Genomic DNA, 25,294 nt, shown 5'->3' on the forward strand with positions numbered 1-25,294 from the left:
AGCGTGGAACCAGACCTCAGAACACTGGTCTGGGACACCCCGGTTTGACCCGAGTTATCCGCTTGAGCGGTGCGACCTCGTGTCGCACCCTGAAGACGTACCGAAGCTGCATGCGGTGATCGTACGAACGAGCGCCACTCCGCCACCAGAGGGAACGTATGTACGGTCGATCCCCCCTGAACCGGCGGAGCGGAACGGGTCGAACCTCGTGGGGGCGCGATGGCGGCCTCAGCAATGGTGGCGCCGGGCCGCCGAAAGGGTAGGCCCGATAGAGCCGTTGCGATACGGCGGTCAGGCGAGCGTTGCCACCAGGACCGCCTTGATGGTGTGCATCCGGTTCTCGGCCTCGTCGAAGACGACCGAGTGCTCGGACTCGAACACCTCGTCGGTGACCTCCAGCTCGGTCAGTCCGTGCCGCTCGTGGATCTCGCGGCCGATGACGGTGCCCAGGTCGTGGAAGGCCGGCAGGCAGTGCAGGAACTTGACGTCGGCGTTGCCGGTGGCGCGCAGCACGTCCATGGTGACGGCGTAGGGGCCGAGCAGCGCGATGCGCTCGTCCCAGACCTCCTTGGGTTCGCCCATCGACACCCAGACGTCGGTGGCGACGAAGTCGGCGTCGCGCACGCCGTCCTTCACGTCCTCGGTGAGCGTGATCCGGGCGCCGGACGCGCCGGCGAGCTGCTGGGCCAGCTCGACGATGGTGTCGTCCGGCCACAGCAGCCGGGGCGCGACGATCCGGACGTCCATGCCGAGCAGGGCGCCGGTGACGAGGTAGGAGTTGCCCATGTTGTAGCGGGCGTCGCCGAGGTAGGCGAAGGCGATCCCGTCGAGCGGCTTGTCGCTGTGCTCGGTCATGGTGAGCACGTCGGCGAGCATCTGGGTGGGGTGCCACTCGTCGGTGAGGCCGTTGTAGACGGGCACCCCGGCGAACGCGGCCAGTTCCTCCACGACGCCCTGGCCGTGCCCGCGGTACTCGATCGCGTCGTACATCCGGCCGAGGACCCGGGCGGTGTCCTTCACCGACTCCTTGTGCCCGAGCTGCGAGCCGGCCGGGTCGAGGTAGGTGGTGGAAGCGCCCTGGTCGGCGGCGGCGACCTCGAAGGCGCAGCGGGTGCGGGTGGAGGTCTTCTCGAAGACCAGCGCGATGTTCCTGCCCCTCAGGTACTGCGTCTCGGTCCCGGCCTTCTTGGCCGCCTTCAGCTCGGCGGCCAGCTCGACCAGCCCGCGGAACTCCTCCTGGGTGAAGTCCAGCTCCTTGAGGAAGTGGCGGCCGGCGAGGGCGGTCGGGACAGTCGCCATGGGGGCGCTCCAGCGGTAGGGGTCTGCTTCGGGGACTTTGGAAGTCTATACGATGTTCCACATTTCTATACAGGCACCGCCGGGCCGTCCCGATCGGCACGTTTTCATACTGCGCCCCTTGTGCGGGTTCATATGGGCATCGCCCCTATACGGCGTCCCTCATACCGCATCCCGCTCCACCGGACAGCTCATACAGCGCGGCCCGCCCCTCCCCCGTCCCAGTTCGCTGCCCGGGATCTCGATCACCTCGATGCCCTGCTTGCGCAGGTGGGTGTTGGTGGTGGAGTTGCGTTCGTAGGCGACGACGACACCGGGTTCGACGGCGAGGACGTTGCAGCCGTCGTCCCACTGTTCGCGCTCGGCCGCGTGCACGTCCTGGGTGGCCGTCAGGACCCGGATCTCGCTGAGGCCGAGGGCGGCGGCGATCGCCCGGTGCATGTGCTCCGGCGGATGGTCGGTGACCTTGAGCTCCTTCTCGCCGGTGCCGGGTTCGATGGTGTACGAGCGGAGCATGCCGAGTCCGGCGTACTGGGTGAAGGTGTCGCCGTCGACCATCGTCATCACGGTGTCGAGGTGCATGAAGGCGCGCCGCTTCGGCATGTCCAGGGCGACGATGGTCTGTGCCGAGCCGGCCGCGAACAGCTTGTGCGCGAGCATCTCGACGGCCTGCGGGGTGGTGCGCTCGCTCATGCCGATCAGGACCGCGCCGTTGCCGATCACCAGGACGTCGCCGCCCTCGATGGTGGAGGGGTAGGCGGCCTGCCCCTCCGACCAGACGTGGAACGTCTCGCCGCGGAAGAGCGGGTGGTGCCGGTAGATCGCCTCGAAGTGCACGGTCTCGCGCTGCCGGGCGGGCCAGCGCATGGCGTTGATGGAGACGCCGTCGTAGACCCAGGCGGAGGTGTCGCGGGTGAAGAGGTGGTTGGGGAGCGGTTCCAGGAGGAAGTCGTCCAGGTCCATCGCGTGGAAGCGGACCGAGGTGGGCTCCGCGTGGGCGGCCAGGAACTCCCGTTTGGTCATGCCGCCGACCAGCGCCTCGGCCAGCTCGCCCGCCGGGAGTTCCTCGAAGGCGGCGCGCAGATGGTCGGTGGCGAGGGGGCCGTACTCCTTCTCGTCGAAGACCCGGTCCAGGACGAGGGTGCGGGCGGCCGGGATCCCCAGCGCCTCTTCGAGCAGGTCGCCGAAGAGATGGACGGCGACCCCGCGGTCGCGCAGCACGTCGGCGAACCCGTCGTGCTCGGCCCGGGCCCGGCGGACCCAGAGGACGTCGTCGAAGAGGAGGGCGTCCTTGTTGCTCGGGGTGAGCCTTTTGAGCTCCAGATCCGGCCGGTGCAGGATGACGCGGCGCAGCCGCCCGGCTTCGGAGTCGACGTGGAATCCCATGCCTCCATCCTGACCATCGCGGACCGTCTTCACCCCCTGCTCGACCGTTTCTTGTCATGGCCGCCCGGTCATTACTTCTTCTCGTCCCCTTGACGACAAACAGCATGGGCGCGATTATTGTCATGTTGACTCTAAATCGCGAGGGGGTTCCATGGCCGACATCACCCGGCGCCTGGGCTGGCGGCATCTGCGCGGCGCGCCGACGGCGCACGTCAGACACCACCGGGGCGACAAGCTGCTGCACGACGGTCCGGGGCTCAGCTTCTGGTTCCGTGCACTGACCGCGGCCATCTCCGAGGTCCCGGTCGACGACCGCGAGCTGGCGATGACCTTCCACGCCCGGACGGCCGACTTCCAGGACGTGGCGGTCCAGGCGACCGTCACCTACCGCGTCGGTGACCCGGCCGTCGCGGCCGCCCGCCTCGACTTCTCCATCGACCCGGACACCGGTGTCTGGCGCGGCACCCCCCTGGAACAGCTCGGCACCCTGCTCACGGAGACGGCCCAGCAGCACGCGCTGGACGCGCTGGCCCGCACCCCGCTGGCGGAGGCGCTGGTCGACGGGGTGGCGGTGGTCCGGGAGCGGATCGCGGCCGGTCTGGCGGCGGAGCCGCGGCTGCCCGCCACCGGCATCGAGGTGGTGGCCGTCCGGGTGATGGCGCTGCGGCCGGAGCCCGAGGTGGAGCGGGCGCTGCGCACCCCGGCCCGTGAGCAGATCCAGCAGGAGGCCGACCGGGCGACCTACGAGCGGCGCGCGGTGGCCGTCGAGCGGGAGCGGGCGATCGCCGAGAACGAGCTGGCGAGCCAGATCGAACTGGCCCGGCGCGAGGAACAGCTGGTCGAGCAGCGGGGCACCAACGCGCGGCGCGAGGCGGAGGAGCTCGCGGCGGCGGACGCGGTCCGGGCGGCGGCGGAGGCGGCCCGGACGGTGAAGCTGGCGGACGCCGAGGCGGCGCGCACGGTACGGCTGGCGGAGGCGGAGGCGGACCGGTCCGTGAAGCTGGGCGAGGCGGAGGCGGCCCGGGCGGTCACCCTCGCGCGGGCCGAGGCCGCGGGGGCGCGGGAGGTCGGCGCGGCGCGGGCCGCGGCGCAGGAGGCCTGGCTGCGGGTGCACGGCGAGGCGGACGTGGCCACGCTGCACGCCCTCACCGGCACCCGGCTCGCCGAGAACCTGCCGCGCATCGACAGCGTGACGGTGTCGCCGGACGTGCTGACCGGGCTGCTCGCCAAGCTGGGAGGGGAGCGGGAGTGAGCCTCGCGCCGCGGGCCGTGCTCGTGCACCGGACCACGGAGTACGAGGAGTTGGTGGCCCGGCACGGCACGCACGGCCAGGCCGCCTTCTTCCTCGCCTCCCGGGGCCGGGACATGGCCGAGGTCGCCGAACGGCACCGGCGCAGCCGGCGGGCGCTCGCGGAGGTGACCTCGGCGGTGCCGCTGGCCTGGCGCCAGGCCCGGGTCGAGCGGGCCGACCTGGACCGCTTCCTGTTCGCTCCGGAGGACGTGGTCGTGGTGGTCGGCCAGGACGGACTGGTGGCGAACGTGGCCAAGTACCTGGACGGCCAGCCGGTGATCGGGATCGACACCGACCCCGGCCGCAATCCGGGGGTCCTGGTACGGCACCGGCCGGAGCAGGCGGCCGTACTGCTGGCGTCGGTCACCGCCATGGCCGCGGCCACGGGGGCCGACGAGCTGACGATGGTCGAGGCGGTCGCCGACGACACGCAGCGGCTCGTGGCGCTCAACGAGATCTACCTGGGTACCGCCGGTCACCAGACCGCCCGATACCGCCTGGGCCTCGAGAACGACGGGGGTGTCGTCGAGGCCCAGGCCTCCTCCGGGGTGCTGGTGGGCACCGGCACCGGGGCCACCGGCTGGCTGCGCTCGGTGTGGCAGGAGCGCGGCGCCCGGCTGCCGCTGCCCGCCCCCACGGAGGACCGCCTCCTCTGGTTCGTCCGGGAGGCCTGGCCCTCGCCGGCGACCGGGACCTCCCTGGTCGCCGGCGAGCTGACGGCCTCGGCGGCCCTGACCCTCACGGTCGAGTCGGACCGCCTGATCGCCTTCGGCGACGGCATCGAGACCGACGCCCTGGAACTGACGTGGGGACAGACGGTCCGGGTGGGGGCGTGTGCGCGGCGGCTGCGGCTGGTCGGCTGACCGGCCGGCCGGAGCCGCATCGCTCACAGCCGCGGGTCGACCGGCTCCGACTCCAGGGCCAGGACCCCGAAGACCGCCTCGTGCACGCGCCACAGCGGCTCGCCGTCCGCGAGGCGGTCCAGGGCTTCCAGGCCGAGGGCGTACTCGCGGATCGCCAGGGACCGCTTGTGGTTGAGGAAGCGCCCCCGCAGGCGGGTGAGGTTGTCGGGACGGGTGTACTCGGGGCCGTAGATGATCCGCAGGTACTCCCGGCCCCGGCACTTGATGCCGGGCTGGACCAGCCGGCCCTGCGGGTCGCGGACCATCGCGCCGGCCGGCTTGACGACCATGCCCTCGCCGCCCCGGCCGGTCATCTCCAGCCACCAGTCGACGCCGGCCCGCACCGACTCCGGGTCGCCGGTGTCGACGTGCAGACGGCGGGTGGTCTGCAGGAGACCCGTCGGGTCGTGCTCCACCAGCCGGTCCAGGAGGGCGAGTTGCTCGTCGTGCGGGAGCGCGGCGAGGCTGCGGCCCTGGACCGCGAGGATCTGGAAGGGGGCGAGGCGCACCCCGTCCAGGCCCTCGGTGGTCCAGCAGTAGCGGCGGTAGGCGTCGGTGAACGCGGCCGCGTCGGCGGCGCGTTCGCGCTGCCGGGTCAGCAGACCGGTGACGTCGACGCCGCGTGCCGACGCGCCCTCCAGGGCGGCCAGCGCGCCCGGGAAGACCGCGCCGGAGGCGGCGCCGACGGCCGCGTACTGGGTACGCAGCAGCCCGGAGGCCTTGAGCGACCAGGGCAGCAGTTCGGCATCCAACAGGAGCCAGTCGGTGGCTAGTTCGTCCCAGAGGCCGGCCGCGTCGACCGAGGCGCGGATCCGGCCGAGGATCTCCTCGGTCACCGACTCGTCGTCGAAGAAGGGGCGTCCGGTGCGGGTGTAGAGGGAGCCGGTCGGGCCGGGCGGGACACCGAAGCGCTTGTGCGCGACCTCCGCGTCCCGGCACACCAGCGCCACCGCCCGCGAGCCCATGTGCTTCTCCTCGCACACCACGCGGGCGACCCCGTCCGCGGCGTACTGGGCGAAGGCCTCCGCCGGGTGCTCCAGATAGCCGTCCATGTGCGAAGTGGCCGTCGGGGCCATGGTCGGCGGCAGGTACGGCAGCAGGCGCGGGTCGATCGCGAAGCGGCTCATCACCTCCAGGGCGGCCGCCGCGTTCTCCTCGCGGACCGCGATCCGGCCCTGGTACCGCGTCTCGACGACGCGGCGCCCGTGGACGTCCGCCAGGTCCAGCGGGCGTCCGTCCTGACCGCCGGGTGCCTCGGTGTGCAGCGGCCGGGCCGGCTCGTACCAGACCTGCTCGGCCGGTACGTCGACCAGCTCCCGCTCCGGCCAGCGCAACGCGGTCAGCTTGCCGCCGAAGACGGCACCGGTGTCCAGGCAGATGGTGTTGTTCAGCCAGCTGGCCTCCGGGACCGGGGTGTGGCCGTAGACGACGGCCGCGCGGCCCCGGTAGTCCTCGGCCCACGGGTAGCGCACGGGCAGGCCGAACTCGTCGGTCTCGCCGGTGGTGTCGCCGTACAGCGCGTGCGAGCGGACCCGGCCGGAGGTGCGGCCGTGGTACTTCTCGGGCAGCCCGGCGTGGCAGACGACCAGCTTCCCGCCGTCGAGGACGTAGTGGCTGACAAGGCCGTCGATGAACTCCCGTACCTGCGCCTTGAACTCCTCGCTCTCGCCGTCCATCTGCTCGATGGTCTCGGCGAGTCCGTGGGTGTGCTGGACCTTGCGGCCCTTGAGATACCGGCCGTACTTGTTCTCGTGGTTGCCGGGCACGCACAGGGCGTTGCCCGAACCGACCATCGACATCACGCGGCGCAGCACGCCGGGGCTGTCCGGGCCGCGGTCGACGAGGTCGCCGACGAAGACCGCGGTACGGCCCTGCGGGTGGACGCCGTCCTGGTAGCCCAACCTGGTGAGCAGGGACTCCAGTTCGCTCGCGCAGCCGTGGATGTCGCCGACGATGTCGAAGGGGCCGGTGAGGTGGGTCAGGTCGTTGAAGCGCTTCTCGGTGACGACGGTCGCCGAGTCGATCTCCTCGACACCGCGCAGGATGTGCACCTTGCGGAAGCCCTCGCGCTCCAGGTGCCTGACCGAGCGGCGGAGTTCGCGGATGTGGCGCTGGATGACCCGGCGCGGCATGTCGGCACGGTCGGTGCGGGCCGCGTTGCGTTCGGCGCACACCTCCTCGGGCACGTCGAGGACGATGGCGATGGGCAGCACGTCGTACTGCTTGGCCAGGTCGATCAGCTGGCGCCGGGACTCCTGCTGCACGCTGGTCGCGTCGACGACCGTGCGGCGGCCGGCGGCCAGCCGCTTGCCGGCGATGTAGTGCAGGACGTCGAAGGCGTCCTTCGTGGCGCTCTGGTCGTTCTCGTCGTCGGAGACCAGGCCCCGGCAGAAGTCGGAGGAGATGATCTCGGTCGGCTTGAAGTGCCGGTGCGCGAAGGTGGACTTGCCGGAGCCGGAGGCGCCGACGAGGACGACCAGGGAGAGGTCGGTGACGGGCAGGACCCGTCCGGTGCGCTGTGTCTCGGTCATGCCGCCTTCGCCTCCTTCGCGACGGATACGGTGGCCGTGCTTATTTCAAAAATGGCCATCTGGGTGGGCGGGCCGACCTCGGGGTCGTCCGGGCCCACGGGGGTGAAGTCGACGTCGTAGCCGTGGAGTTCGGCGACCCGGTGGGCCCAGGTGCGGAACTCCTCGCGGGTCCACTCGAAGCGGTGGTCGCCGTGCCGGGTGTGGCCGGCGGGGAGGCTCTCCCAGCGGACGTTGTACTCGACGTTCGGGGTGGTCACGAGGACCGTGCGCGGGCGGGCGGCGCCGAACACGGCGTACTCCAGGGCGGGCAGCCTCGGCAGGTCGAGGTGTTCGATCACCTCGCTGAGCACGGCCGCGTCGTACCCCTTGAGCCGCTTGTCCGTGTAGGCCAGCGAACCCTGGAAGAGCTTGACGCGGGACGCCTGCCGCTCACCCATGCGGTCCAGCTTGAGCCGCCGGGAGGCGATGGTGAGCGCCCGCATCGACACGTCGACGCCGACGATCTCGGTGAAGGACGGGTCCTTCAGCAGCGCCTGCACCAACTGGCCCTGGCCGCAGCCGAGGTCGAGGACCCGGGCGGCACCGGCGCGCCGCAGCGCGTCGAGGATCGCGTCCCGGCGCTGCACGGCGAGCGGGGTCGGCTTCTCCTCCGTCTCGGTCTCCTCCTCGACCGCGTTGTCGATCTCCTCGACCTCGCTGTCGTCGGCCTCGGCGAGCCGCACCAGCTCCAGCCGCTCCATCGCCTGCCGGGTCAGCGACCAGCGGCGGGAGAGGTAGCGGCTGGTGATGAGCTTCTGCTCGGGGTGGCCGGGCAGCCAGCCCTCGCCCGCGCGCAGCAGCTTGTCGACCTCCTCGGAGGAGACCCAGTAGTGCTTGGCGTCGTCGAGGACGGGGAGCAGGACGTAGAGGTGGCGCAGCGCCTTGGAGAGGGTCAGCGCCTCGGACTCCAGGACCAGGCCGACGTACCGCGAGTCGCCCCACTCCGGGAACTCGGTGTCCAGGGCGACCGGTGCGGCGGTCACCGTCCAGCCGAGCGGCTCGAAGAGGTGCCGTACGAGGTCGGGGCCGCCGCGGGCGGGCAGTGCGGGCACCTCGACGCGCAACGGCCTCGGCTGCGCCGGGGCTTCGGGGCGGGCCTTGCAGACGCCGCGCATCGCGCTGGAGAAGACGTTGCCGATCGCCACCGCGAGCAGCGAGGAGGCCGCGTACGGGCGGTCGTTGACGTACTGCGCGAGCGCCGCGTCGGGTGCTCCGCCGCGTCCCTTGCCCTTGCCGCGCCGCACCAGCGCCACCGCGTCCACCTCCAGGAGCAGCGCCGCCGTGCAGCGCTCGGGATCCGCCTCCGGGTAGAAGACGTGCGCGATGCCGTGCGAGGTGGTGAAGGTCTGCGCGTTGTCGGGGTGCTTGTGCAGCAGGAACCCGAGGTCGGTGGCCGGGGAGGCGGCGGTGCCGCTCGTGGAGATCGTCAGGAACACATGTCCGAGTCTCCCTGGTCCGGCGCCGCCTTGACCACTGGTTTTGTCCGCGCGGTGGTCCGCGGCACCGTCGGTTCGGCGGCGGGCCGCACGGCCGCCGCAAGCCGCTAATGACCAGATGTACATTAGGGCCCGTGACCATGACGTCCAGCAGCAGTCCGCCCGCCCGCAAGCGGGTGCGGGCACCGGAGGCGCATCGCGAGGCGATCCTCGACGCGGCCCGCGCCGCGTTCGCCGAGCGGGGCTACGCGCGGGCCACCATCCGGGAGATCGCCGGCCGCGCCGGAGTCACCCACGGCCTGGTGATGCGGCACTTCGGCTCCAAGGAGCGGCTGTTCCTGGCCGCCGTGCCCGGCACCCGTGACCTGCCGGAACTGGTGCCCGGGCCGCCCGGGACCCTGCCGGACAGGATCGCGTGGGCCTTCGTAGAGCGCATGGAGCGCGCCGACAGCGGCGATCCGTTCCTCGCGCTGATCCGCAGTGCGGCCTCCGACGAGAGCGCCGCGACCGCCCTGTACACGGCGATGCGGCAGAGCAGCACGCAGGCCTACCGCACGGTGCTGACCGGGCCCGACGCCGACGAGCGCATCGACCTGCTCGGCGCGCATCTCATCGGGGTCGCCTTCAGCCGGTACGTGCTGCGCAGCGGGCCGGTGGCGGAGATGGAGCCGGAACGGCTGGTGCGCTACCTGGCACGGAGCCTGCGCTGCGCCCTGGAGCCGCTCGGCGCGGCCGAAACCGAGGCCGAAGCCGGGGCCGAGGCCGGAATCGAGGCCGGGGCCGGAATCGAGGACGAAGCAGAAGCCGGAGTCGGAGCCGGAGCCGAGGAAGGGAACTCCCCGTCATGACGTTCACGCTGCCGCCGGTGCCGCCGTCCCTGGCCGGGCGGATCGTCGTACCGGACGACGCCCGGTACGAGCGGTTACGGCACGGCTATGTGCACCGCGGCTCGCCTGCCGCCGTGCTGCTGCCCGAGGACGCCGGGCAGACCGCCGAGGCGCTGGGGTACGCGCGCTCGCTGGGCTCGGCGGTCTCGGTGCGCAGCGGCGGGCACGGCATCAGCGGCCGTTCCACCAACGACGGAGGTGCCGTCGTCGACATGTCCCACCTCGACGAGGTACGGGTGCTCGACCGGGCCCGGCGGCGGATCCGGGTCGGGGCGGGTGCCCGCTGGGGACGGGTGGCACAGGCCCTCGCTCCGCACGGGCTGGCCGTCAGCTCCGGGGACACCGGTGACGTGGGGGTGGGCGGCCTGGTCACGGCCGGCGGCATGGGCTGGCTGGCGCGGCTGCACGGGCTGACCGTCGACCATGTGACGGCCGTCGAACTCGTCCTGGCCGACGGCACGTTCGTGCGGACGGACGCCGAGCGGGAGCCCGACCTGTTCTGGGCGGTGCGCGGGGCCGGCGGGAACTTCGGGGTGGTCACCGCCGTGGAACTGGAGGCCTACGACACCGGTGACGTGGTCTTCGCCAACCTGGTCTTCGACGCGGGGGACGCGGCGGCGCTGATCGAGGCGTGGGGCGCGGTGCTGGAGTCGGCGCCGCGCGAGCTGACCAGCTTTCTGACGATCATGCCGGGCGGGCCGGGCCGCCCGCACCTGGCGCATGTCGCCGCGGTGTACGCGGGAAGCGCGGAACAGGGCGCGGCCGAGCGGGCGCTCACGCCGCTGCTCGGCATCGGCCCGCCGGTCCAGCAGCGGGCGGTGCTCGCACCGTACTCGGCGCTGGTGCCGGTGAGCGGCGTCGCGCATCACGGACAGCAGCAGCTCGCCGCCACCCGGTCCGGCCTGCTCGACCACCTCACCGCGGACGCGGCGCGGGCGGTCGCGGACGCGCTGGAGTCGGGGCAGGTGCTGATGGAGCAGTTCCGTTCGGTGGGCGGGGCGGTCAACGACGTGGACCCCGGGGCCACCGCCTACGCCCACCGCACGCAGAACTTCTCGCTGATGTCCGCGACCGTCCCCGAGCTGGAGAGCGGGCTCGACACGCACTGGGCACGGCTCGCCCCGCACCTGAACGGCATGTACCTCAGCTTCGACACCCGCCGCACCCCACAGGTGCTGACGGAGGCGTTCCCCGAGCCGGCCCTGTCCCGGCTCCGCGCCCTGAAGGAGCGGTACGACCCGGAGAACGTCTTCGACCGCAACTTCCCCCTGAAGTGAGGGAGTTCAGGAGGCGCCCTGGGTACGGGCACCCTCCAGCGCCTTCTGGTACGACGCCGCGGCCAGCTCCTGGAACTGGGCGAGCCGGGGCACGTGTGCCGACTTGGTCAGTTCGGCGTGCAGGAAGGTGAGGTCGGCCGCGAGACCGACCATGCCGAGGGCGGCCCTCAGGTACGGCTCCTGGTGGTCGGAGTCGTGGCGCGGCGTGCCGGGGCCGTAGGCGCCACCGCGCGCGGAGGCCACCACGACCTTCTTGCCGGACAGCGGGCCCTCGCCGGTGGCCGGGTCGGCGATGAGCGGGGCGATCAGCACCCGGTCGAACCACGCCTTGAAGGTCGAGGGCACCGAGAAGTTGTACATCGGCACCCCGAGCAGAATGGTGTCGGCGGCGAGGAGTTCCTCGATCAGCGGCCAGGTGATCGCCCAACTGGCTTGCTCCTGGGGCGTGGTGGCCGCGTCGCGGGCCGCGGCGAGGTCGCGTACGCCCTCCTTCTCCAGGCGGTGCATCACCTCGATCTGCGCGTGGTCGACGTGCGGCACCGGGCCGACGGCCAGGTCGCGGTAGATGTAGCTGCCCTCGGGGTTGGCCTTCCGCCAGGCCTCGGCGAACTCGCCCGAGATCTGGCGGGAGACGGAGCCCACACGCGGGCTGGAGTCGAGGTGGAGCAGTGTGGCCATGGCGGAAAACCCCTGTCTGATCAGGTCGTTCATGTCGGTCTGTGATCCATTGAAAGTCCGGTCGGGCGGGTTGTCCCGTAATCTGGCGTGGCAGTTCGTGACCGGAAGCGTTAGCGAGGATGACGGTGCTGGACGTACGGAAACTGGTTCTGCTGCGTGAGGTCGGCGCCCGGGGATCCATCGCCGCGGCGGCGCAGGCCCTGAACTACACCCGTTCGGCTGTTTCCCAACAGCTCTCCGCCCTTGAGTCGGAGACCGGTACCGCACTGCTGGACCGGGGCAGCAAGCGCGCCGAGCTCACCCCGGCCGGACGGCTGCTGGTCGCGCACACCGACAAGATCGTGAACCAACTGGAGGCGGCCGAGGCCCAGTTGCTGGCCGGGGACGGGGAGGTCGGCGGCGAACTGCGGGTGGGCGTCCCGTTGCACGAGGGGCCGGCGCTGCTGGTGCCGGCGCTGAACCGGCTGCGCGAGGAGCATCCGCAGCTGCGCATCACCCTGCACGGGGTGGCCCCCGACCAGGGGCGGCAGACGGTGCGGCTGGGCCGCCTCGACGCCGTCCTGGCCACCGGCTACCCACGGGTGCCCGAGCCCCGGGTGCCCGGGCTGTACGAGGAGGAGGTGCTCAGCGACCGCGTCCGGCTGATCACCGCCCCGGGGCACCCGCTGGCCCAGGGCGAACGCCCCTGCCGGCTGGAGGAGTTCGCCGGGGAACCATGGTTGCTCGACCGGACCTCGCAACTCGGCCGACTCGCCCTGCACGCCTGCGCCGGGGCCGGGTTCGTGCCCGACATAGTCTCCGACATCGGGGACATGCAGGCCGTGTTCGGGCTGGTCTCCCTGGGCTGGGGCGTGGCGCTGGTACCCGACCTGGTGCCGACCCGGCCGGGACTTCCGGTCGCCCGGATCACCCCGGCCGGGCCCGAACTGACCCGCCGTATCACCCTCGTGGTGCGCGAGGGAGCCGTACACAGCCCGCAGGTGGCCGTGCTGCTGCCGGCCGTGCGGCAGGCCGCGGCGGAGCTGACCCGGCATCAGGACGCCGCCGGCCCGCTCAGCTCTCGATGACGCGGTGGAAGGCGACGGTGTCGAAGATGTCCTCCATCCGGACCGCACGCCCGTCGCGCAGCACCCAGGAGTGCGTGAACGGCAGTGTCTCGGTGTGGCCGGAGAGGGAGACGACGTCCCGGTGGCCGAAGACGACCACCCGGTTCCCCTCGCGGACGAACTCCTCGGGGTGCAGCCGCATCCCGCCCAGCACGGTCGGCACGTGGGCCAGGAACTCCTTGACGCCGGCGTGCCCGTGCTTGGTGCCGCCGAGGCCGTACTCGGCCATGCCGTCGGGGTGCACCCACTCGATGTCCGGGTGGAAGGCGTCGAGCAGCGCGCCCACGTCCCGGGTGGCGAAGGCCGCGTAGGCGGCGTGGATCGGGGCCAGTGGGTCGGTGGCGTCCGCGGTGGCGTTCTCGGTGGCGTTCTCGGTCATGTCCTTCTCAGCCCTTCTCAGTCCTTGAGGTGCTCGGGATACAGCGCGGCCACGGTCCGGCGGATGCCCTCGCGCCAGGGCACCTTGCACGGGCCGGTGAGGGAGCGGCGCAGGGTGGGGTCGAACTGGTAGGTCTCCCGGGTGACCTCGCTCGGTACGAGGTTCGCCTCGACGCCGGTCAGCTCCTCCAGGTACCGGACGCAGTCGGTGATGCCGACCGGCTCGTCGCCGCCCCAGTTGGTCAGGGTCACCGGCACGCCGGCCGCGTCCCACAGGTGCGGGACCTGCTCGACGAGGTCGTCGGTGTAGAGCAGGGAGCACCAGTTCTGGCCCTCGACGGGGACCGGGATGGGCTCGCCGGCGAGCATCCGCTTGAAGTAGAGCATCGGGACTCCGCCGTAACCGCCGGGCCCGTAGGCGATGTTGAGGCGGGCGATCACGGTGGGCAGGCCGAGGGTGCGGGCGAAGGCGCGGACGGTGCCCTCGGCGGCGATCTTGACCACGGGGTAGGCGGGCAGCCAGTCGGCCTTGCCGTCCAGCGGGTCGGTCTCGGTGTACTTGTGGTCGAGGGTCTGCCGGGCGTAGAGGGCGCCGGTGGACACGTACAGGAACGCCTCGGCGGTACGGCAGTGGGTCATCAGGCGTCCGGCGGCGACCGAGTTGACCTCGACTGCGGCGTTGAAGTCGCCGTCCTCGCCGCGCCGCACCGCCGAGTGGAAGACGTGCGTGAAGTCCTCGGGCAGGCCCTTGAGGGAGCCGTCGCCGGTGTCGTCCATGTCCCAGCGGAAGGTGCGGATGCCGTGCCGGGTGAGGTCGTCCTCGGCGCCGGGGGTGCCGAAGCGGCCGAGCGCCCAGACCTCGTTGTCCTGGGCCAGGGCCTTGGCCACCGGTCCGGCGACCTGTCCGGTGGCGCCGGTGACCAGGATCTTCTTGCCGTTCACTGATTTTCTCCCTGTGATCAGGCGTCGCCGAGGGCGCGGTCGAGTTCCTTGCGGAGGATGGACTGGAAGGTGGCCACGTGCTGCGGGCCCATCAGGGTGTAGTGCTCGCCGGGTACGTCGAGGTAGCGGTTCTCGTCGGTGGTGTGCTCGTCCCAGCGGCGCAGCTCGTTGGCGAGCCAGTCCTCCTTGGTGCCGCGCAGCGGGATGGCGTAGAAGACGCTCATCGAGCGGACCTTGCCGCCGGGGGCGTAGGTGCGGCCCAAGTTGGTGAGTCCGTCGGCGAGTTCGGCCCAGGCCTTGAACTTCTTGAAATTCAGGTCGAGTTCGGCGAGCCGGCCCTCGGGCGCGTGGTCGACGAAGTACGCCAGCTGCTCGTCCCGTGCCAGGTGGCGCAGTTGTGCCGGGAGTTCGAGGGACTGCTTCTTGTCGATGAGCTCCAGGAAGAAGGCCAGGTTGGCGGCCGTCTCGACGAAGTCGAGTTCGTTCATGCGGTACTTGATGTGCGGGGGCAGGTTGAAGCTGCCGACGAAGTCGACGCGTTCGCCCTGGTCCTGGAGGACCTTGGCGATCTCGAAGGCGACGGCACCGCCGTAGGAGTACCCGGCGACGGCGTACGGGCCGTGCGGCTGCCGTTCGCGGATCGCCCGTACGTACGTGTCGACCATCTCGGCGAAGCTCTCGAAGGGGGTCTCGCCGGGGTTGAAGCCCCGGGCGCGCAGGGCGTAGAAGGGCCGGTCGCCGACGAAGTACTTGGCGAGGTTGACGAAGACGAGGACCTCGCCGACGCCCGGGTGGACGCAGAACAGCGGGGTCTTGTCGCCGCCCACCTGCATGGGCACGATCGGGTCGTACTCCTGCTCGCCGTGTTCGGTGCCGTCGAGGTGGGCGGCGAGGGCGCGGACGGTCGGGGCCCGCAGCACGGTGATGATCTGCAGGTCGGCGGCGCCGAGGCGCTGGGCGACCAGGGAGCGCAGCCGCAGGATGTCCAGCGAGGTGCCGCCGAGGTCGAAGAAGTTGGCGGTGGCGCTGAGTTTCTCCGGGTCGGTGTCGAACATCTCGGCGTAGATGCCGGCGAGGACCGTCTCGGTGCCGCCCTCGGGCGCGTTGTAGCCGCCGAGCCGGCGCAGCACCAGGTCGTCGACGGCGGCCCTGATCTCGTCGTAGGCGCCCGCCTCCAGGCGCTTGCGCATCAGGGAGCGCTGGATCTTGCCGAGGCTGGTCTTGGGGAAGGCGTCCGCGGGCAGCGGCAGGATGAGGGCGGGCCGGAATCCCCAGTGCATGACGACGCTGCTGCGGACGGCGGTCAGCACCCGGTACAGGGCGAGTTCGTCGCCGTCGGCGCACTCCGGGCGGAAGGCGATCACCAGTTGCTCGGTGTCGCTGCCGGGGGCGCGGGTCGGGAAGGCGGCGACATAGGAGCGGGCCACGTCGTCGAGGCCTTCGAGGACCGATTCGATGTCGTGGCTGAAGTAGTTGACGCCGTTGACGATGACGCTGTCCTTGCTGCGTCCGACGAGGGTGAGCCGACCCTCGTCGAGGCGGCCGAGGTCGCCGCTGCGGAACCAGCCGTCGGGGGTGAAGGCGTCCCGGGTGGCCCGCTCGTTGTTGTGGTAACCGGCGGTGATCATAGGCCCGTTGAGCTGGAGCTCGCCCACCTCGCCGGCCGCCAGCTCGTGGTGGTCCTCCTCGTCGGCGATCCGGATCCGCAGTCCCTCGACGGGCCGTCCCAGGTTGGCGAACTCCTGGCCCCGGTCGGCGGCCGGGAACTCGACGGAGTAGATGCTGCCGGCGCAGGTCTCGGACATGCCGAAGGCGGGCCAGAGGGCGTCGGGGCGCAGGCCGTAGCGGGCGAAGCGGCCGAGGAAGGTCTCGCCGGTGGTGCGGACGACGGCCTCGCCGCCGCTGATGATGTGCCGCAGCCGGGACAGGTCGAGGCCCGGGCCGTCCTCCTCGGCGAGCCGGTCGGCCTGCGGATTGATCAGCCCCAGCAGGAAGTTGGGGGTGAAGGTCATGGTGACGCCGAAGCCGGATATCAGCCGCAGGAAGTTGAGCGGCTCCTGGAGGACGACGGGTGCCTCGACGTGCAGTTGGGTGCTGCCCGTGTACAGCGGCAGCATGTGGCACTCCAGCAGGGCGGCGACATGGTCGAAGGAGACCCAGTTGAGGGTGGTGTCGGCGGCGGTCAGCCGGTGGTAGCCGTTCTTGCCGGCCATGGAGGCGAGCAGGTTGGCGTGCGAGAGCATCACCGCCTTGGAGTTGCCGGTGGAGCCGGAGGTCAGCACCAGGACGGCGGTGTCCTTCGGGTCGGCCTCGTGGAAGGCGTCGGCGGGCTCGGCGTACAGCTTCTCCAGGGCGACGACCGACAGGCCCTCGGTGCGCGGGAGTTCGGCGGCGAGGGTCTCGCTGGTGACGATCAGCGGGTGGTCGAGGAGGGTGTCGACATGGGTGAGCTGGGCGGCCCAGCGCTCCGGGTCGCCGCCGAGCGCGGCCATCGGGCAGGGCACGAAGCCGCCCAGCTGGCAGGCCCAGAACGCGGCGAGGAACTCCTGCGGCCGCTCAAGGAGCAGGACGGCCTTGTCCCCGGCCACGAGCCCGCGCTCACGCAGGCCGCCGAGCACCGAGCGGGCCGCGTCGAGGAGTTCGGGATAGCTCTGGAAGGGCGCGTCGGGGTCGGTCGCGGTCCGGGGGTAGCGCAGTCCGGACGCGGTGTGGTTCCGGGCGGCGTCGCGCAGCAGGTCCACGATGGTGCGGGTGGTGGATACGGCTGTGGTCATGACGGTGCCTTCTCTTCCTGTCGCGTCGACGGCCGGGTGTGGTGGCCGTCGACGGGTGGCGGCCGGGGCTCGGGCCACGGGTGGCGGCCCTCGCGCCGCGGCGGTACGGCGGATCGAATGGCATACGGCGTGCCGGGCGGGGCCGTACGGCACACCGTTCAGCCGGGGAAACCGGGCAGGTCAGCCGGAGAGGCCGGGCAGGTCGGCCGCGGAAGCCGGGCAGGGAGAAATCCGGGAAACCACACCGGAAGCGCGCATGCCCGGACTCAGAGGCTTCTGCGGGGCATCAGGAAGGGACGCCGGAAACAGAAATCAGGTGTTCCGGAACACCGATGGAACAAGTACCTGTACATCGTCCCCCACCGACCAGGTCAGTACCGAGAGCCACGGCGCCGGGGCCCTGAATACCCGCCGAGAATAGAAACCGGCGCACCCGATTGTCAAAGGACCCGGGAAAGCAGAAAGTAAAAACCGGTCGGCGCGGGAAATTACGGCACCGGCCACTCGCCGCCGCAATTCCACCGCAATTTTTTCTTACACCCGGTGTCAGAAATCACGACGCCCGCGGAAACAACCGCCCCCGGCCCTTTCGGGTCGGGGGCGGACGTCGTGCGGGGTGAAGGTCACGACAGCTGCGACTGGACCTGGGCGGAGATCAGTTCCAGGTGGTCCAGGTCGGAGAGGTCGAGGATCTGGAGGTAGAAACGCCGGGAGCCGATCTCGGCGTAGCGGCCGATCTTCTCGACGACCTCGGCGGGGGTGCCGGCCAGGCCGTTGGCCTTCAGCTCGTCGACCTCGCGGCCGATCGCGGCGGCACGCCGGGCGACCTCCTGGTCGTCCTTGCCGACACAGACCACGAGGGCGTTGGAGTACGTCAGTTCGTCCGCCCCGCGGCCGGCCGCCTCGACGGCGGCCCGCACCCGTCCGAACTGCCGCTCGCTGTCCTCGATCGAGGCGAACGGCATGTTGAACTCGTCGGCGTACCGCGCGGTCAGCTTCGGGGTCCGGGTGGCGCCGTGGCCGCCGATCAGCACCGGGATCCGGGCCTGGGCGGGCTTGGGCAGGGCGGGCGAGTCGGTGAGGTCGTAGTAGGTGCCGTGGAAGTCGAAGGTGTCGCCGGGCTTGGTCTCCCAGAGCCCGGTGACGATCGCCAGCTGCTCCTCCAGGCGGCCGAACTTCTCCTTCGGGAAGGGGATGCCGTACGCCTTGTGCTCCTGCTCGAACCAGCCCGCGCCGAGGCCCAGTTCGACCCGGCCGCCGGACATCTGGTCGACCTGGGCGACCTGGATGGCGAGCACACCGGGCAGCCGGAAGGTTCCTGCGGTCATGAGGGTGCCGAGGCGGATCCGCTTGGTCTCGCGGGCGAGTCCGGCGAGGGTGATCCAGGCGTCGGTGGGGCCGGGCAGGCCGTCCACGTCGCCCATCTTCAGATAGTGGTCGGACCGGAAGAAGGCGTCGAAACCGAGGTCCTCGGTGGCCTTGGCGACGGTGCGAAGGGTGTCGTAGCTCGCGCCCTGCTGGGGCTCGGTGAAGATACGAAGGTCCATACACCCATCCTGCACGGACCCCGCCCCGTCAACCGCATCGGCACCACCAGGCACAGGCATCCACCCCGGGGTGAATATCGTCAACGGCGGGGCCGCGGGGCGGCGCGGGCCAGTGACCGGCCCCTGCGGTGATCGTTGGCTGGAGGGTGCCGGGCCGTCCGGCACCCGCGCCGGACGGTCGCCGTCGCCGCGCGTCGTTCGTGGCCCGCCGCCGACGGCGGGCCGGGGGGCCGAGGAGGCCGTCTTGTCAGAAGAGTCCGTTCCACAGCAGGGTGGCCCCTCGTCCGGTCAGCCGAAGGGGCTGCTCCAGCAGATGGAGGAACTCATGGCGGCGTTGAACGCGGACATCTCCGCGCTGGACGCGGACCTGCAGCGGTCCCCGAGGGAAGAGGCCGACCTGAGCTGAGGCCGGTTCACGAGGTCAGCCGTCGCGGACCTCCTCCCTGGCCGCCAGCTTGCGGAGCATCTCCAGCACCCGGTCCCGGGACTCGTCGGCCGCGTCGATGGCCTCCATGCACTGCCAGTACGTCGCCTCGTCGGCCGCGGCGCTGGCCATGCCGACCAGCGCGATGCCGACCTCGCCCAGAAGGCCGCCGAGACCCAGCAGGGTCAGGCGGGCGTCGTCCAGTTCGGTGAGCTGGGCGGCGCGCAGGGTGCCGGGGTCCAGGTCCGGCGTGTCCAGCACACCGCAGCCCCGGCCCGCCAGCTCGGTCAGGCCGAGGGCCTCGCCCCGCAGCTCGGGCGGGCCGGAGACGGCCAGCCGGCTGCCGATCGCCTGGGCCAGGGCCTGGGCCTGCCACACCTCGGTCATCATCTCCGGAACGCCCGCGCCGTGCGCCAGCGCCCGTCTGCTCGCCACGATGAGCCGCATCGCGTCCATCCGTCGCCCCGTCCCCGTCGGTCCGAACTGTCTTGCCGCACTCAGTAGTTCACTACCCAGAGTGAGGGTTCCCGAGACGTGGGGCCAGAGGAAGACGGAAATCTGTGGACAACAATTCGGATTCGGGCGGGGGTGCGGCTACGGAGCGTCAAAACGGAGCATCGTGCTCCCCGACCAAGCCCACCCGACGGCCCGTCGATGACCGTCCCGGCGACCCGTCGACGGCTGCCCCGACGAACCGACGGCTGTCCCGCCGTCCCGTCAGCGACCGCCCCGACGACCCGCCAGTGACCGCACCGGCGACCCGTCAGGCGGAGGGGAACCGCTTCTCGTTGCGGTCGATCTTCGCGGCCAGCGCGGCCAGCGGGTCCACGTCCAGGACGTCACAGAGCTGGAGGAGATAGGACAGGACGTCGGCGACCTCGTCCGTGACCCGGTGGGCGGTGTCGGGGTCCGCCATCACCCGGGACGACTCCTCCGGGGTCAACCACTGGAAGATCTCGACCAGTTCGGACGCCTCCACACTCAGGGCGGCCACCAGGTTCTTGGGGGTGTGGAACTGCCGCCAGTCGCGGGCGGCGGCGAACTCGGCCAGCCGGCGCTGGAGTCCCGCCACGTCGAGAGGTTCGTCTGTCACGCGTCCAGGTGTACCACCGTGATCGCCTCCGCTCCGCCTGCCCATGAGGCGTCGCTCACCGCGCCGACCAACCGGATGTGGCCGCGTTCGCCCATCAGGACGGCCGTGCGCAGGAGTTCGGCGCGCTGACTCGGGTCGAGGCAGCGGTCGAAGCCGTCGGCGAGGACGGTGAGGCCGCGCATGGCGTCGGGGACCTCGCCGGGTGCGTCGACCGCCAGGACGCCGGGGCCGGTGAAGAGGACCAGGGCGAGGGCGAGGTAGCGCAGCTCGCCGTCGCCGAGCCGCTCCAGCTCGGTGCGGTGGCCGTCACCGCGGTCGAGCAGCGCCCGTACCGTGCCGTCGCCGAGCGGTTCGGCGAGCACGTCGACGACGGGGCCGGCGCAGCCGGTGCGCACCGACTCGACGAACAGACCGTGCCGGCGGCCACATTCGAAGCGGGTGCGCCACAGGACGTCGGCGAGGTTGTCGCAACCGCGCAGCAGCCGGCCGGAGCCGGTGAGGACAGGTGCGCGCATCCCCTCGGGCCGCGGATCGCAGGGGAACACCGACCGCAGGGCGACGACCATCTGCTCGGCGGCGGCGAGGACCTGCCGCTGGCCGTCCGTCTTGCCGGCGACGCGCAGCGGCAGCAGGGCGGTGCCGAGGCGGTCGTCGGGGAGCGGGGCCCGGGTCACCGGCGCGGTGCCCGCGGTGTGCCAGGCAGCCTGCACGGCCGGCCGGCCCGGGTCGCGCAGGGCGGTCTCCAGGAGCACGAGCCCGCCCGCGGTCAGCCGCTCGCCGACGATGCGCAGTTCGGGCTCGGCCTGCACGGCGACGTCGAGCCGCACCGGCCCCTCTGCGCCGTCGGCCGTGCACCCGATGCGGAACCCCCGCCGCCGCTGTGCGTCGGGCCGTGCCCGCTCCGGCACCAGCGCGCCCGGATCCGGAAACACGTCGGCGAGCACGGCCCCGCCCCCGAGCCGCGCGAGCGCCTCGTAGGCCGCGAGCACCGAGCTCTTCCCGCTCCCGCTGGGCCCGGCGAGCAAGGTGACCTGCCCGACGGGAAACTTCGCCCCACGATGCCGGGCGAAGGCGGAGAGCCGCAGCTCGGTGACGCGGGGGCGGGGGTCACGACGGGGGGTGGGGACGGGGGGTGCGGGGATGGGTGCCGGGCGGGCAGCCGGTGCGTCGGCCGACGGTGCTCCCCGACCACCCGAGCGGGCGCGCGGGACGGTCTCCGGTTGCCGGGCGGGCGTGCCGGAGCGCGATCGGCGGGGCCGTTCGGCCGACGGGCCGACGGGTGCCGTCGGCGTGTTCGCCGTCACCGACGGCACCGCACCTTCGGGCGACGGCGACGGCGACGGCGGAGCATCGCCCGGGGCGGAACGGACGGAGGGAGAAGGGCGGGACGCGGACGAGGCGGAGGACACGGCCATATGCGGACCGTAGGCCTCCGGTCGCCCGGCGAACCGTTCCGCCGCCGGGACCTTCCTACGATCGAGGGACGGGCGCTCGACCGCACCGCGATCGACACCCTCGACAGCACGGCAGCCGGGCCGCCGCAGAGCCCGCCCCGGGCCGCCGCGACGCCCGCTCACCGCAGGTCGCTCGGCCCTCGAAGGCACCCGCGCCCGGTCCGGCGGGGGCGCTCAGCCCCCCGAGACCCCCGCCCCCTCCATCAGCCCGCTGACCTCCGTGCCGGGCGGGGTGAGGAGGAAGACGTTGCGGTCGACCCGGTGCATGCCGCTGGCGAGGCCGAAGACCACGCCCGTGCTGAAGTCGAGGACGCGCTTGGCGACCTCCGTCTCGGCGCCGGTCAGGTCGAGCAGGACCGGTATGCCGGCCATCAGCGTCTCGGCGACGTCGCGGGCGTCGGCGAAGACATTGACCCGCAGGACGACGAAACGGCGGCGCGTCTCGGTCTCCGCGTCCGGCAGCGCACGGTGGCCCACCGCCGACGGCCAGGCGTCGCGGCCCCGCAGCGGCACGACCTGGGCGAGCCCCTCCCACTGTTCATCGGTGACGTCGTAACGGCTCACCGGCTCCCCCCGACCTGACTCGCACTCGATGCCTGCACCAGCCAATTCTTACGCCAAGTCACCCGTTCGGCCCAACAGCGACACGAAGGGCGAGCGTGTCCGGCCCCTTGCGCACGAAAGAAGCGATCTTTTCACTTTTCAGGCGATTGCCGCGCATTGGGGGCTTCTTACCGCCCTCACACCGGACTCTTCTCCTCCAGCGACGCCCCGCTCACCGCCCGCGATTAGCGTCCGGTTCGTGCACTTGGCAGAAACACAACAGGTGACACCCGGCCGGCGGACACAGTCGGCGGTGTCCGCCGCTCCGGGCGATGCCGGAGCCCCCCTACCCTGGCACCGCGTCCTGACCCTCCTCGCCGACATCGGGCTGTTCATCGGCACCCGGTCGGTGTGGACGCAGGCGGTGACGCACCACCTGGTCCTGGCGGCCCTGATCTCCGTCTGCTACGTCTCGATCCTGGTGACCGGCGTACTGACGCTGACGGTCCGCAGCACCCGGTCGCTGGCCCGCCTCGACCTGGTGGTCCTGGTCACGGCGGTGACGCTCGCGCTGTGCACGTGGGCCCTGAACCACAACGGCGGCGACGAGGGCGCCCTCACCACCCAGGCAGCCAGGGAACTGCTCGCCGGTCACCCCGTGTACGGGCAGGCCTGGCCGTGGCTGTTCCACGACACGGGCATCGCCCTCACGCCGACGATAGGCGGCGGCTACGACTACACGTACGGCTATCCCCCGCTGGCGCCGCTACTGACCGTTCCGCTGCTGTGGCTCGGTCACCACGGTGCCCCGGCGACGGCGGTGTGCGCGGGCGCCCTGATCGCCGGCACGGTCGCGCTGTGGCGGATGCTCCCGGTGCCGTGGCGGTCGGCGGCGACGCTGTCCTGCCTGGGCTTCGGCTTCCTGTCGACGTACGCCCGGGTCGGCTACCCGGCGGTGATCGCCCTGGCGCTGCTGATCCCGGTGGTGGTGCGCTGGCCGCGGATCGGGCAGGGCGGCCGCCTCGGCGCGGCCGGGATCGCGCGGGCCGCGTGTCTCGGGGCCGCGTGCGCGGCACAGCAACTGCCGTGGTTCGTCACGCCGTTCCTGCTGGCCGGGATCTACGCGGTGCGGCGCGGGGAGCTCGGCGGCCGGGCCGCCACCGGAGTGGTCCTGCGGATCGCCGGCGTGGCCGTCACGGTGTGGCTGCTGATCAACACGTACTTCATCGTGTCCGAGCCCGGACGCTGGCTGCGCGGGATCGCGCTGCCGCTGGTCCAGGGCGCCGTGGTGCACGGCCAGGGCCTGGTGGACATCACGCTGTACTTCACCGACGGCAGTGACCGCATCGACTGGTACTCGCACGCGAGCATGCTCCTGGCGGCGGCCCTGCTGGCCCTGTTCGTGCTGTTCGTACGGCGCCTGGGCCCGGCCGCGACCGTACTGCCGTGGCTCGCCTTCTTCCTGGCGACCCGCTCGCAGGACGGCTACTACCTGCTGATGACCCCGCTGTGGCTGGCGGCGGCCGTCACCGCTCCGCTGTCGGAGTTCGAGCACGCCTGGCAGCCGCGCCCGGCCCTGCTGACCGGGCCCCGCCGCCGGGCCGCCCTGATCGCGACGGTGGTCCTGCTGCTCACTCCGGCACTGGCGAGCGCGGCGCTCGCGGTGTCCGGGAGACCGCCGCTGCGGATGGAGATCACCGCTCTGCGGCGCGCCCGGCACCACGCCTCGGTGGTCCGGGAGATGACGCTGAAGGTGGTCAACACGGGGAGCGTCCCGCTCACCCCGCACTACACGCTCACCACCGGCCAGGGCATGAGCATGTACTGGCTGCTGGTGCGGGGTCCGGCGACGATTCCCGGGCACGGCACGGCGAGTGTCGAACTCAGGCCGGCCAACGGCCGGTTCGGCATCCCCGCCAAGCCGAGCACCCGGATCCGGCTGCGCGCCTTCACGGCGGATCCGCAGACGCTGTCCAGCCAGGACGTGAGGATCAGCCGGACGGTCGGCTGAGCGGCCGGCAGGAAGTGCCGCGATCTGCCCGGCTGTCGACTGCGGCGCCGTCGTGGCTGGTCGCGCCCACGCGGCGGAGCCGCATATGAATACAGCCCCGCGCCCCTTACGGGGCGCTGCCGAACCGCCGGACGCCCCCTCAGGCCGCCGCGCGGGTGAAGCGCAGGGTGGCGGTGACGGTGGTCGGGCCGCCCATCATGCGCATCTGGTTGAACGTGACGCCGAACTCCTCGCGCACCACGGTGAACTCCACCTCCAGCGTCAGCCCGTCGGCGTCCGCCGAGACCAGCTTCGCGGTGGCCTGCTGCGGCCTGCTGATGCCCCGGACGGTCAGCTGACCGTCGACGTGCACCGCGTCGCCCGGGCCCCGCTCGGCACCGCGCACCGCGAAGGTGATCTCCGGGTGGTTCGCGGCGTCGAAGAAGTCGGCCGAGCGCAGATGGTCGTCGCGCTTCTTGTTCTTGGTGTCCAGCGAGGCCGCGTCGATCGTCACGCTGCCGGTGGCGGCGCCGTCGGCGGTGACCTCGCCCCGGCCGCTGACGCCCGCGAAGGCACCCTTGACGGTGACCAGGCCCCAGAAGGTCTTGTGCCGGACGGCGACGGCGGAGGCGGTCGGGTCGAGCTGCCAGAGGCCGGTTTCCACGGTGACGGTCATGGCCGTGCTCCGATCAATTGATGGTTCAAATTTGGATGACTGCGCTGTGGCTGCACGCTAGCCCAATATCCAAATTTGGACAACAGGTAGACTCGATGCCATGGCCGCCTCCCAGGAACACCCCGCAGAGCTGCCCGAATGCCCCTCCTTCAAGGGCGGCGGACTGCTCCCGGCCGAGCTGCGCGCCTGGATGCTGCTGCTGGCCGCGACAGGTGCGGTGGAGCAGCGGCTGCGGTCGGTCGTGAAGGAGACGCTGGACGTCTCGCACGACGAGTTCCTGATCCTGTGCCTGCTGGCCGAACAGCCGCGCGAGGGCCTGCGCATGACCCGGATCGCCGAGCTCCTGGGCCGCCCCAAGACCCGCCTCACCTACCAGATCGCCTGCCTCCAGCACGCCGGCCTCGTCACCCGCAAGGCCGCCTGCGGAGACAAGCGGGGCATCGAGGTCGCCCTCACCGACAAGGCCCGCCGGCACATCCAGGACGCCTCCGCCGCCCTCGCCGAGACGGTCGGGCAGGCGGTCGGCCACGTCATCGGTCCGGAGCAGCGCGAGGCGCTGTGCGCACTGATCCCGGAGCTCGCCGACGACACGCCCTGACCGTACGAATCCGGCCACTTCACCCCCGGGAGGCACAGGTCACAAC

General features: G+C 71.9%; 22 protein-coding genes. 8 read left to right on the forward strand and 14 right to left on the reverse strand.

All coding sequences use genetic code 11. The features are described from left to right. Positions 1–291: 291 nt before the first annotated feature. Positions 292–1,299: an ornithine carbamoyltransferase gene (gene argF, locus ACFWPS_RS32700; protein ID WP_383711592.1), complete on the reverse strand. Its 1,008-nt coding sequence runs from the start codon at positions 1,297–1,299 to the stop codon at positions 292–294. Positions 1,300–1,458: 159 nt separating this feature from the next. Next, positions 1,459–2,682, reverse strand: a complete 1,224-nt coding sequence (locus ACFWPS_RS32705; protein WP_383711595.1) for an arginine deiminase — start codon at positions 2,680–2,682, stop codon at positions 1,459–1,461. 151 nt (positions 2,683–2,833) lie between these two features. On the opposite strand from ACFWPS_RS32705, the gene ACFWPS_RS32710 reads away from it, so the two are divergent. After that, positions 2,834–3,934 (forward strand): SPFH domain-containing protein, encoded by a 1,101-nt coding sequence (locus ACFWPS_RS32710; RefSeq protein WP_383711597.1) that lies wholly within the window; start codon positions 2,834–2,836, stop codon positions 3,932–3,934. Continuing rightward, the gene (locus ACFWPS_RS32715) at positions 3,931–4,836 is read left to right on the forward strand and encodes a hypothetical protein (RefSeq protein WP_383711600.1); all 906 of its coding nucleotides are present in this window, start codon (positions 3,931–3,933) and stop codon (positions 4,834–4,836) included. Before ACFWPS_RS32710 ends, ACFWPS_RS32715 begins: the two co-directional genes overlap by 4 nt. Before the next feature lie 23 nt (positions 4,837–4,859). On the opposite strand, the gene ACFWPS_RS32720 is transcribed toward ACFWPS_RS32715, so the two are convergent. After that, positions 4,860–7,406, reverse strand: coding sequence for a polynucleotide kinase-phosphatase (locus ACFWPS_RS32720; RefSeq protein WP_383711603.1), 2,547 nt, complete (start codon positions 7,404–7,406; stop codon positions 4,860–4,862). Beyond that, positions 7,403–8,881 carry a 3' terminal RNA ribose 2'-O-methyltransferase Hen1 gene (locus ACFWPS_RS32725; protein WP_383711606.1) on the reverse strand — a complete coding sequence of 493 codons (1,479 nt, stop codon included), beginning with the start codon at positions 8,879–8,881 and terminating at the stop codon, positions 7,403–7,405. Before ACFWPS_RS32725 ends, ACFWPS_RS32720 begins: the two co-directional genes overlap by 4 nt. A 140-nt stretch (positions 8,882–9,021) precedes the next feature. Between ACFWPS_RS32725 and ACFWPS_RS32730 the strand changes: the two genes are divergently transcribed. Together ACFWPS_RS32730 and ACFWPS_RS32735 are read left to right on the forward strand one after the other, a co-directional pair. Further along, complete coding sequence (locus ACFWPS_RS32730; protein ID WP_383711744.1) at positions 9,022–9,729, forward strand: TetR family transcriptional regulator; 708 nt, start codon at positions 9,022–9,024, stop codon at positions 9,727–9,729. Beyond that, positions 9,726–11,045: an FAD-binding oxidoreductase gene (locus tag ACFWPS_RS32735; protein WP_383711608.1), complete on the forward strand. Its 1,320-nt coding sequence runs from the start codon at positions 9,726–9,728 to the stop codon at positions 11,043–11,045. The genes ACFWPS_RS32730 and ACFWPS_RS32735 overlap by 4 nt, the downstream gene beginning before the upstream one ends. 6 nt (positions 11,046–11,051) lie before the next feature. Here ACFWPS_RS32735 and ACFWPS_RS32740 read toward each other — a convergent pair whose 3' ends face one another. Beyond that, the gene (locus ACFWPS_RS32740; RefSeq protein ID WP_383711611.1) at positions 11,052–11,723 is read right to left on the reverse strand and encodes an FMN-dependent NADH-azoreductase; all 672 of its coding nucleotides are present in this window, start codon (positions 11,721–11,723) and stop codon (positions 11,052–11,054) included. Between the two features lie 119 nt (positions 11,724–11,842). Between ACFWPS_RS32740 and ACFWPS_RS32745 the strand changes: the two genes are divergently transcribed. Continuing rightward, on the forward strand, positions 11,843–12,790 hold the full coding sequence (locus ACFWPS_RS32745) for a LysR family transcriptional regulator (RefSeq protein ID WP_383711614.1): 948 nt from the start codon (positions 11,843–11,845) through the stop codon (positions 12,788–12,790). On the opposite strand, the gene ACFWPS_RS32750 is transcribed toward ACFWPS_RS32745, so the two are convergent. The 4 genes from ACFWPS_RS32750 to ACFWPS_RS32765 all read right to left on the reverse strand — a co-directional run bounded on the left by ACFWPS_RS32750 (position 12,777) and on the right by ACFWPS_RS32765 (position 18,470). Next, positions 12,777–13,208 (reverse strand): nuclear transport factor 2 family protein, encoded by a 432-nt coding sequence (locus tag ACFWPS_RS32750; RefSeq protein WP_383711617.1) that lies wholly within the window; start codon positions 13,206–13,208, stop codon positions 12,777–12,779. The genes ACFWPS_RS32745 and ACFWPS_RS32750 overlap by 14 nt on opposite strands. A 17-nt stretch (positions 13,209–13,225) precedes the next feature. Beyond that, a complete protein-coding gene (locus ACFWPS_RS32755; RefSeq protein WP_383711620.1) occupies positions 13,226–14,149 on the reverse strand; it encodes an NAD-dependent epimerase/dehydratase family protein in 924 nt (307 codons plus the stop codon). A gap of 17 nt (positions 14,150–14,166) precedes the next feature. After that, the gene (locus tag ACFWPS_RS32760) at positions 14,167–16,923 is read right to left on the reverse strand and encodes an alpha/beta fold hydrolase (protein ID WP_383711623.1); all 2,757 of its coding nucleotides are present in this window, start codon (positions 16,921–16,923) and stop codon (positions 14,167–14,169) included. Between the two features lie 623 nt (positions 16,924–17,546). Next, positions 17,547–18,470 carry an LLM class F420-dependent oxidoreductase gene (locus tag ACFWPS_RS32765; protein ID WP_383711626.1) on the reverse strand — a complete coding sequence of 308 codons (924 nt, stop codon included), beginning with the start codon at positions 18,468–18,470 and terminating at the stop codon, positions 17,547–17,549. A 244-nt stretch (positions 18,471–18,714) separates the two neighbouring features. Here ACFWPS_RS32765 and ACFWPS_RS32770 point away from each other — a divergent pair, with 244 nt between their 5' ends. Then, positions 18,715–18,876: a hypothetical protein gene (locus ACFWPS_RS32770; RefSeq protein WP_383711628.1), complete on the forward strand. Its 162-nt coding sequence runs from the start codon at positions 18,715–18,717 to the stop codon at positions 18,874–18,876. A gap of 15 nt (positions 18,877–18,891) precedes the next feature. Here the strand turns inward: ACFWPS_RS32770 and ACFWPS_RS32775 are convergent, their stop codons facing one another. The 4 genes from ACFWPS_RS32775 to ACFWPS_RS32790 all read right to left on the reverse strand — a co-directional run bounded on the left by ACFWPS_RS32775 (position 18,892) and on the right by ACFWPS_RS32790 (position 22,005). Then, positions 18,892–19,350, reverse strand: a complete 459-nt coding sequence (locus tag ACFWPS_RS32775; RefSeq protein WP_383711630.1) for a DUF6099 family protein — start codon at positions 19,348–19,350, stop codon at positions 18,892–18,894. 307 nt (positions 19,351–19,657) lie between these two features. After that, positions 19,658–20,032: a nucleotide pyrophosphohydrolase gene (locus ACFWPS_RS32780; RefSeq protein WP_383711633.1), complete on the reverse strand. Its 375-nt coding sequence runs from the start codon at positions 20,030–20,032 to the stop codon at positions 19,658–19,660. Next, positions 19,984–21,291, reverse strand: a complete 1,308-nt coding sequence (locus ACFWPS_RS32785; RefSeq protein ID WP_383711635.1) for an ATP-binding protein — start codon at positions 21,289–21,291, stop codon at positions 19,984–19,986. The genes ACFWPS_RS32780 and ACFWPS_RS32785 overlap by 49 nt, the downstream gene beginning before the upstream one ends. A 324-nt stretch (positions 21,292–21,615) precedes the next feature. After that, positions 21,616–22,005 carry a cell division protein SepF gene (locus ACFWPS_RS32790; RefSeq protein WP_181807701.1) on the reverse strand — a complete coding sequence of 130 codons (390 nt, stop codon included), beginning with the start codon at positions 22,003–22,005 and terminating at the stop codon, positions 21,616–21,618. A 292-nt stretch (positions 22,006–22,297) separates the two neighbouring features. Between ACFWPS_RS32790 and ACFWPS_RS32795 the strand changes: the two genes are divergently transcribed. Then, entirely contained in the window at positions 22,298–23,995 is a 1,698-nt protein-coding gene (locus ACFWPS_RS32795) for a hypothetical protein (protein WP_383711638.1), read from the forward strand. Positions 23,996–24,134: 139 nt separating this feature from the next. On the opposite strand, the gene ACFWPS_RS32800 is transcribed toward ACFWPS_RS32795, so the two are convergent. After that, entirely contained in the window at positions 24,135–24,650 is a 516-nt protein-coding gene (locus ACFWPS_RS32800) for a YceI family protein (protein ID WP_383711640.1), read from the reverse strand. Positions 24,651–24,750: 100 nt separating this feature from the next. Here ACFWPS_RS32800 and ACFWPS_RS32805 point away from each other — a divergent pair, with 100 nt between their 5' ends. Continuing rightward, the gene (locus ACFWPS_RS32805) at positions 24,751–25,248 is read left to right on the forward strand and encodes a MarR family winged helix-turn-helix transcriptional regulator (protein WP_383711643.1); all 498 of its coding nucleotides are present in this window, start codon (positions 24,751–24,753) and stop codon (positions 25,246–25,248) included. Positions 25,249–25,294: the final 46 nt, after the last annotated feature.

This window comes from Streptomyces sp. NPDC058457 (assembly GCF_042720695.1).
GTDB lineage: Bacteria > Actinomycetota > Actinomycetes > Streptomycetales > Streptomycetaceae > Streptomyces.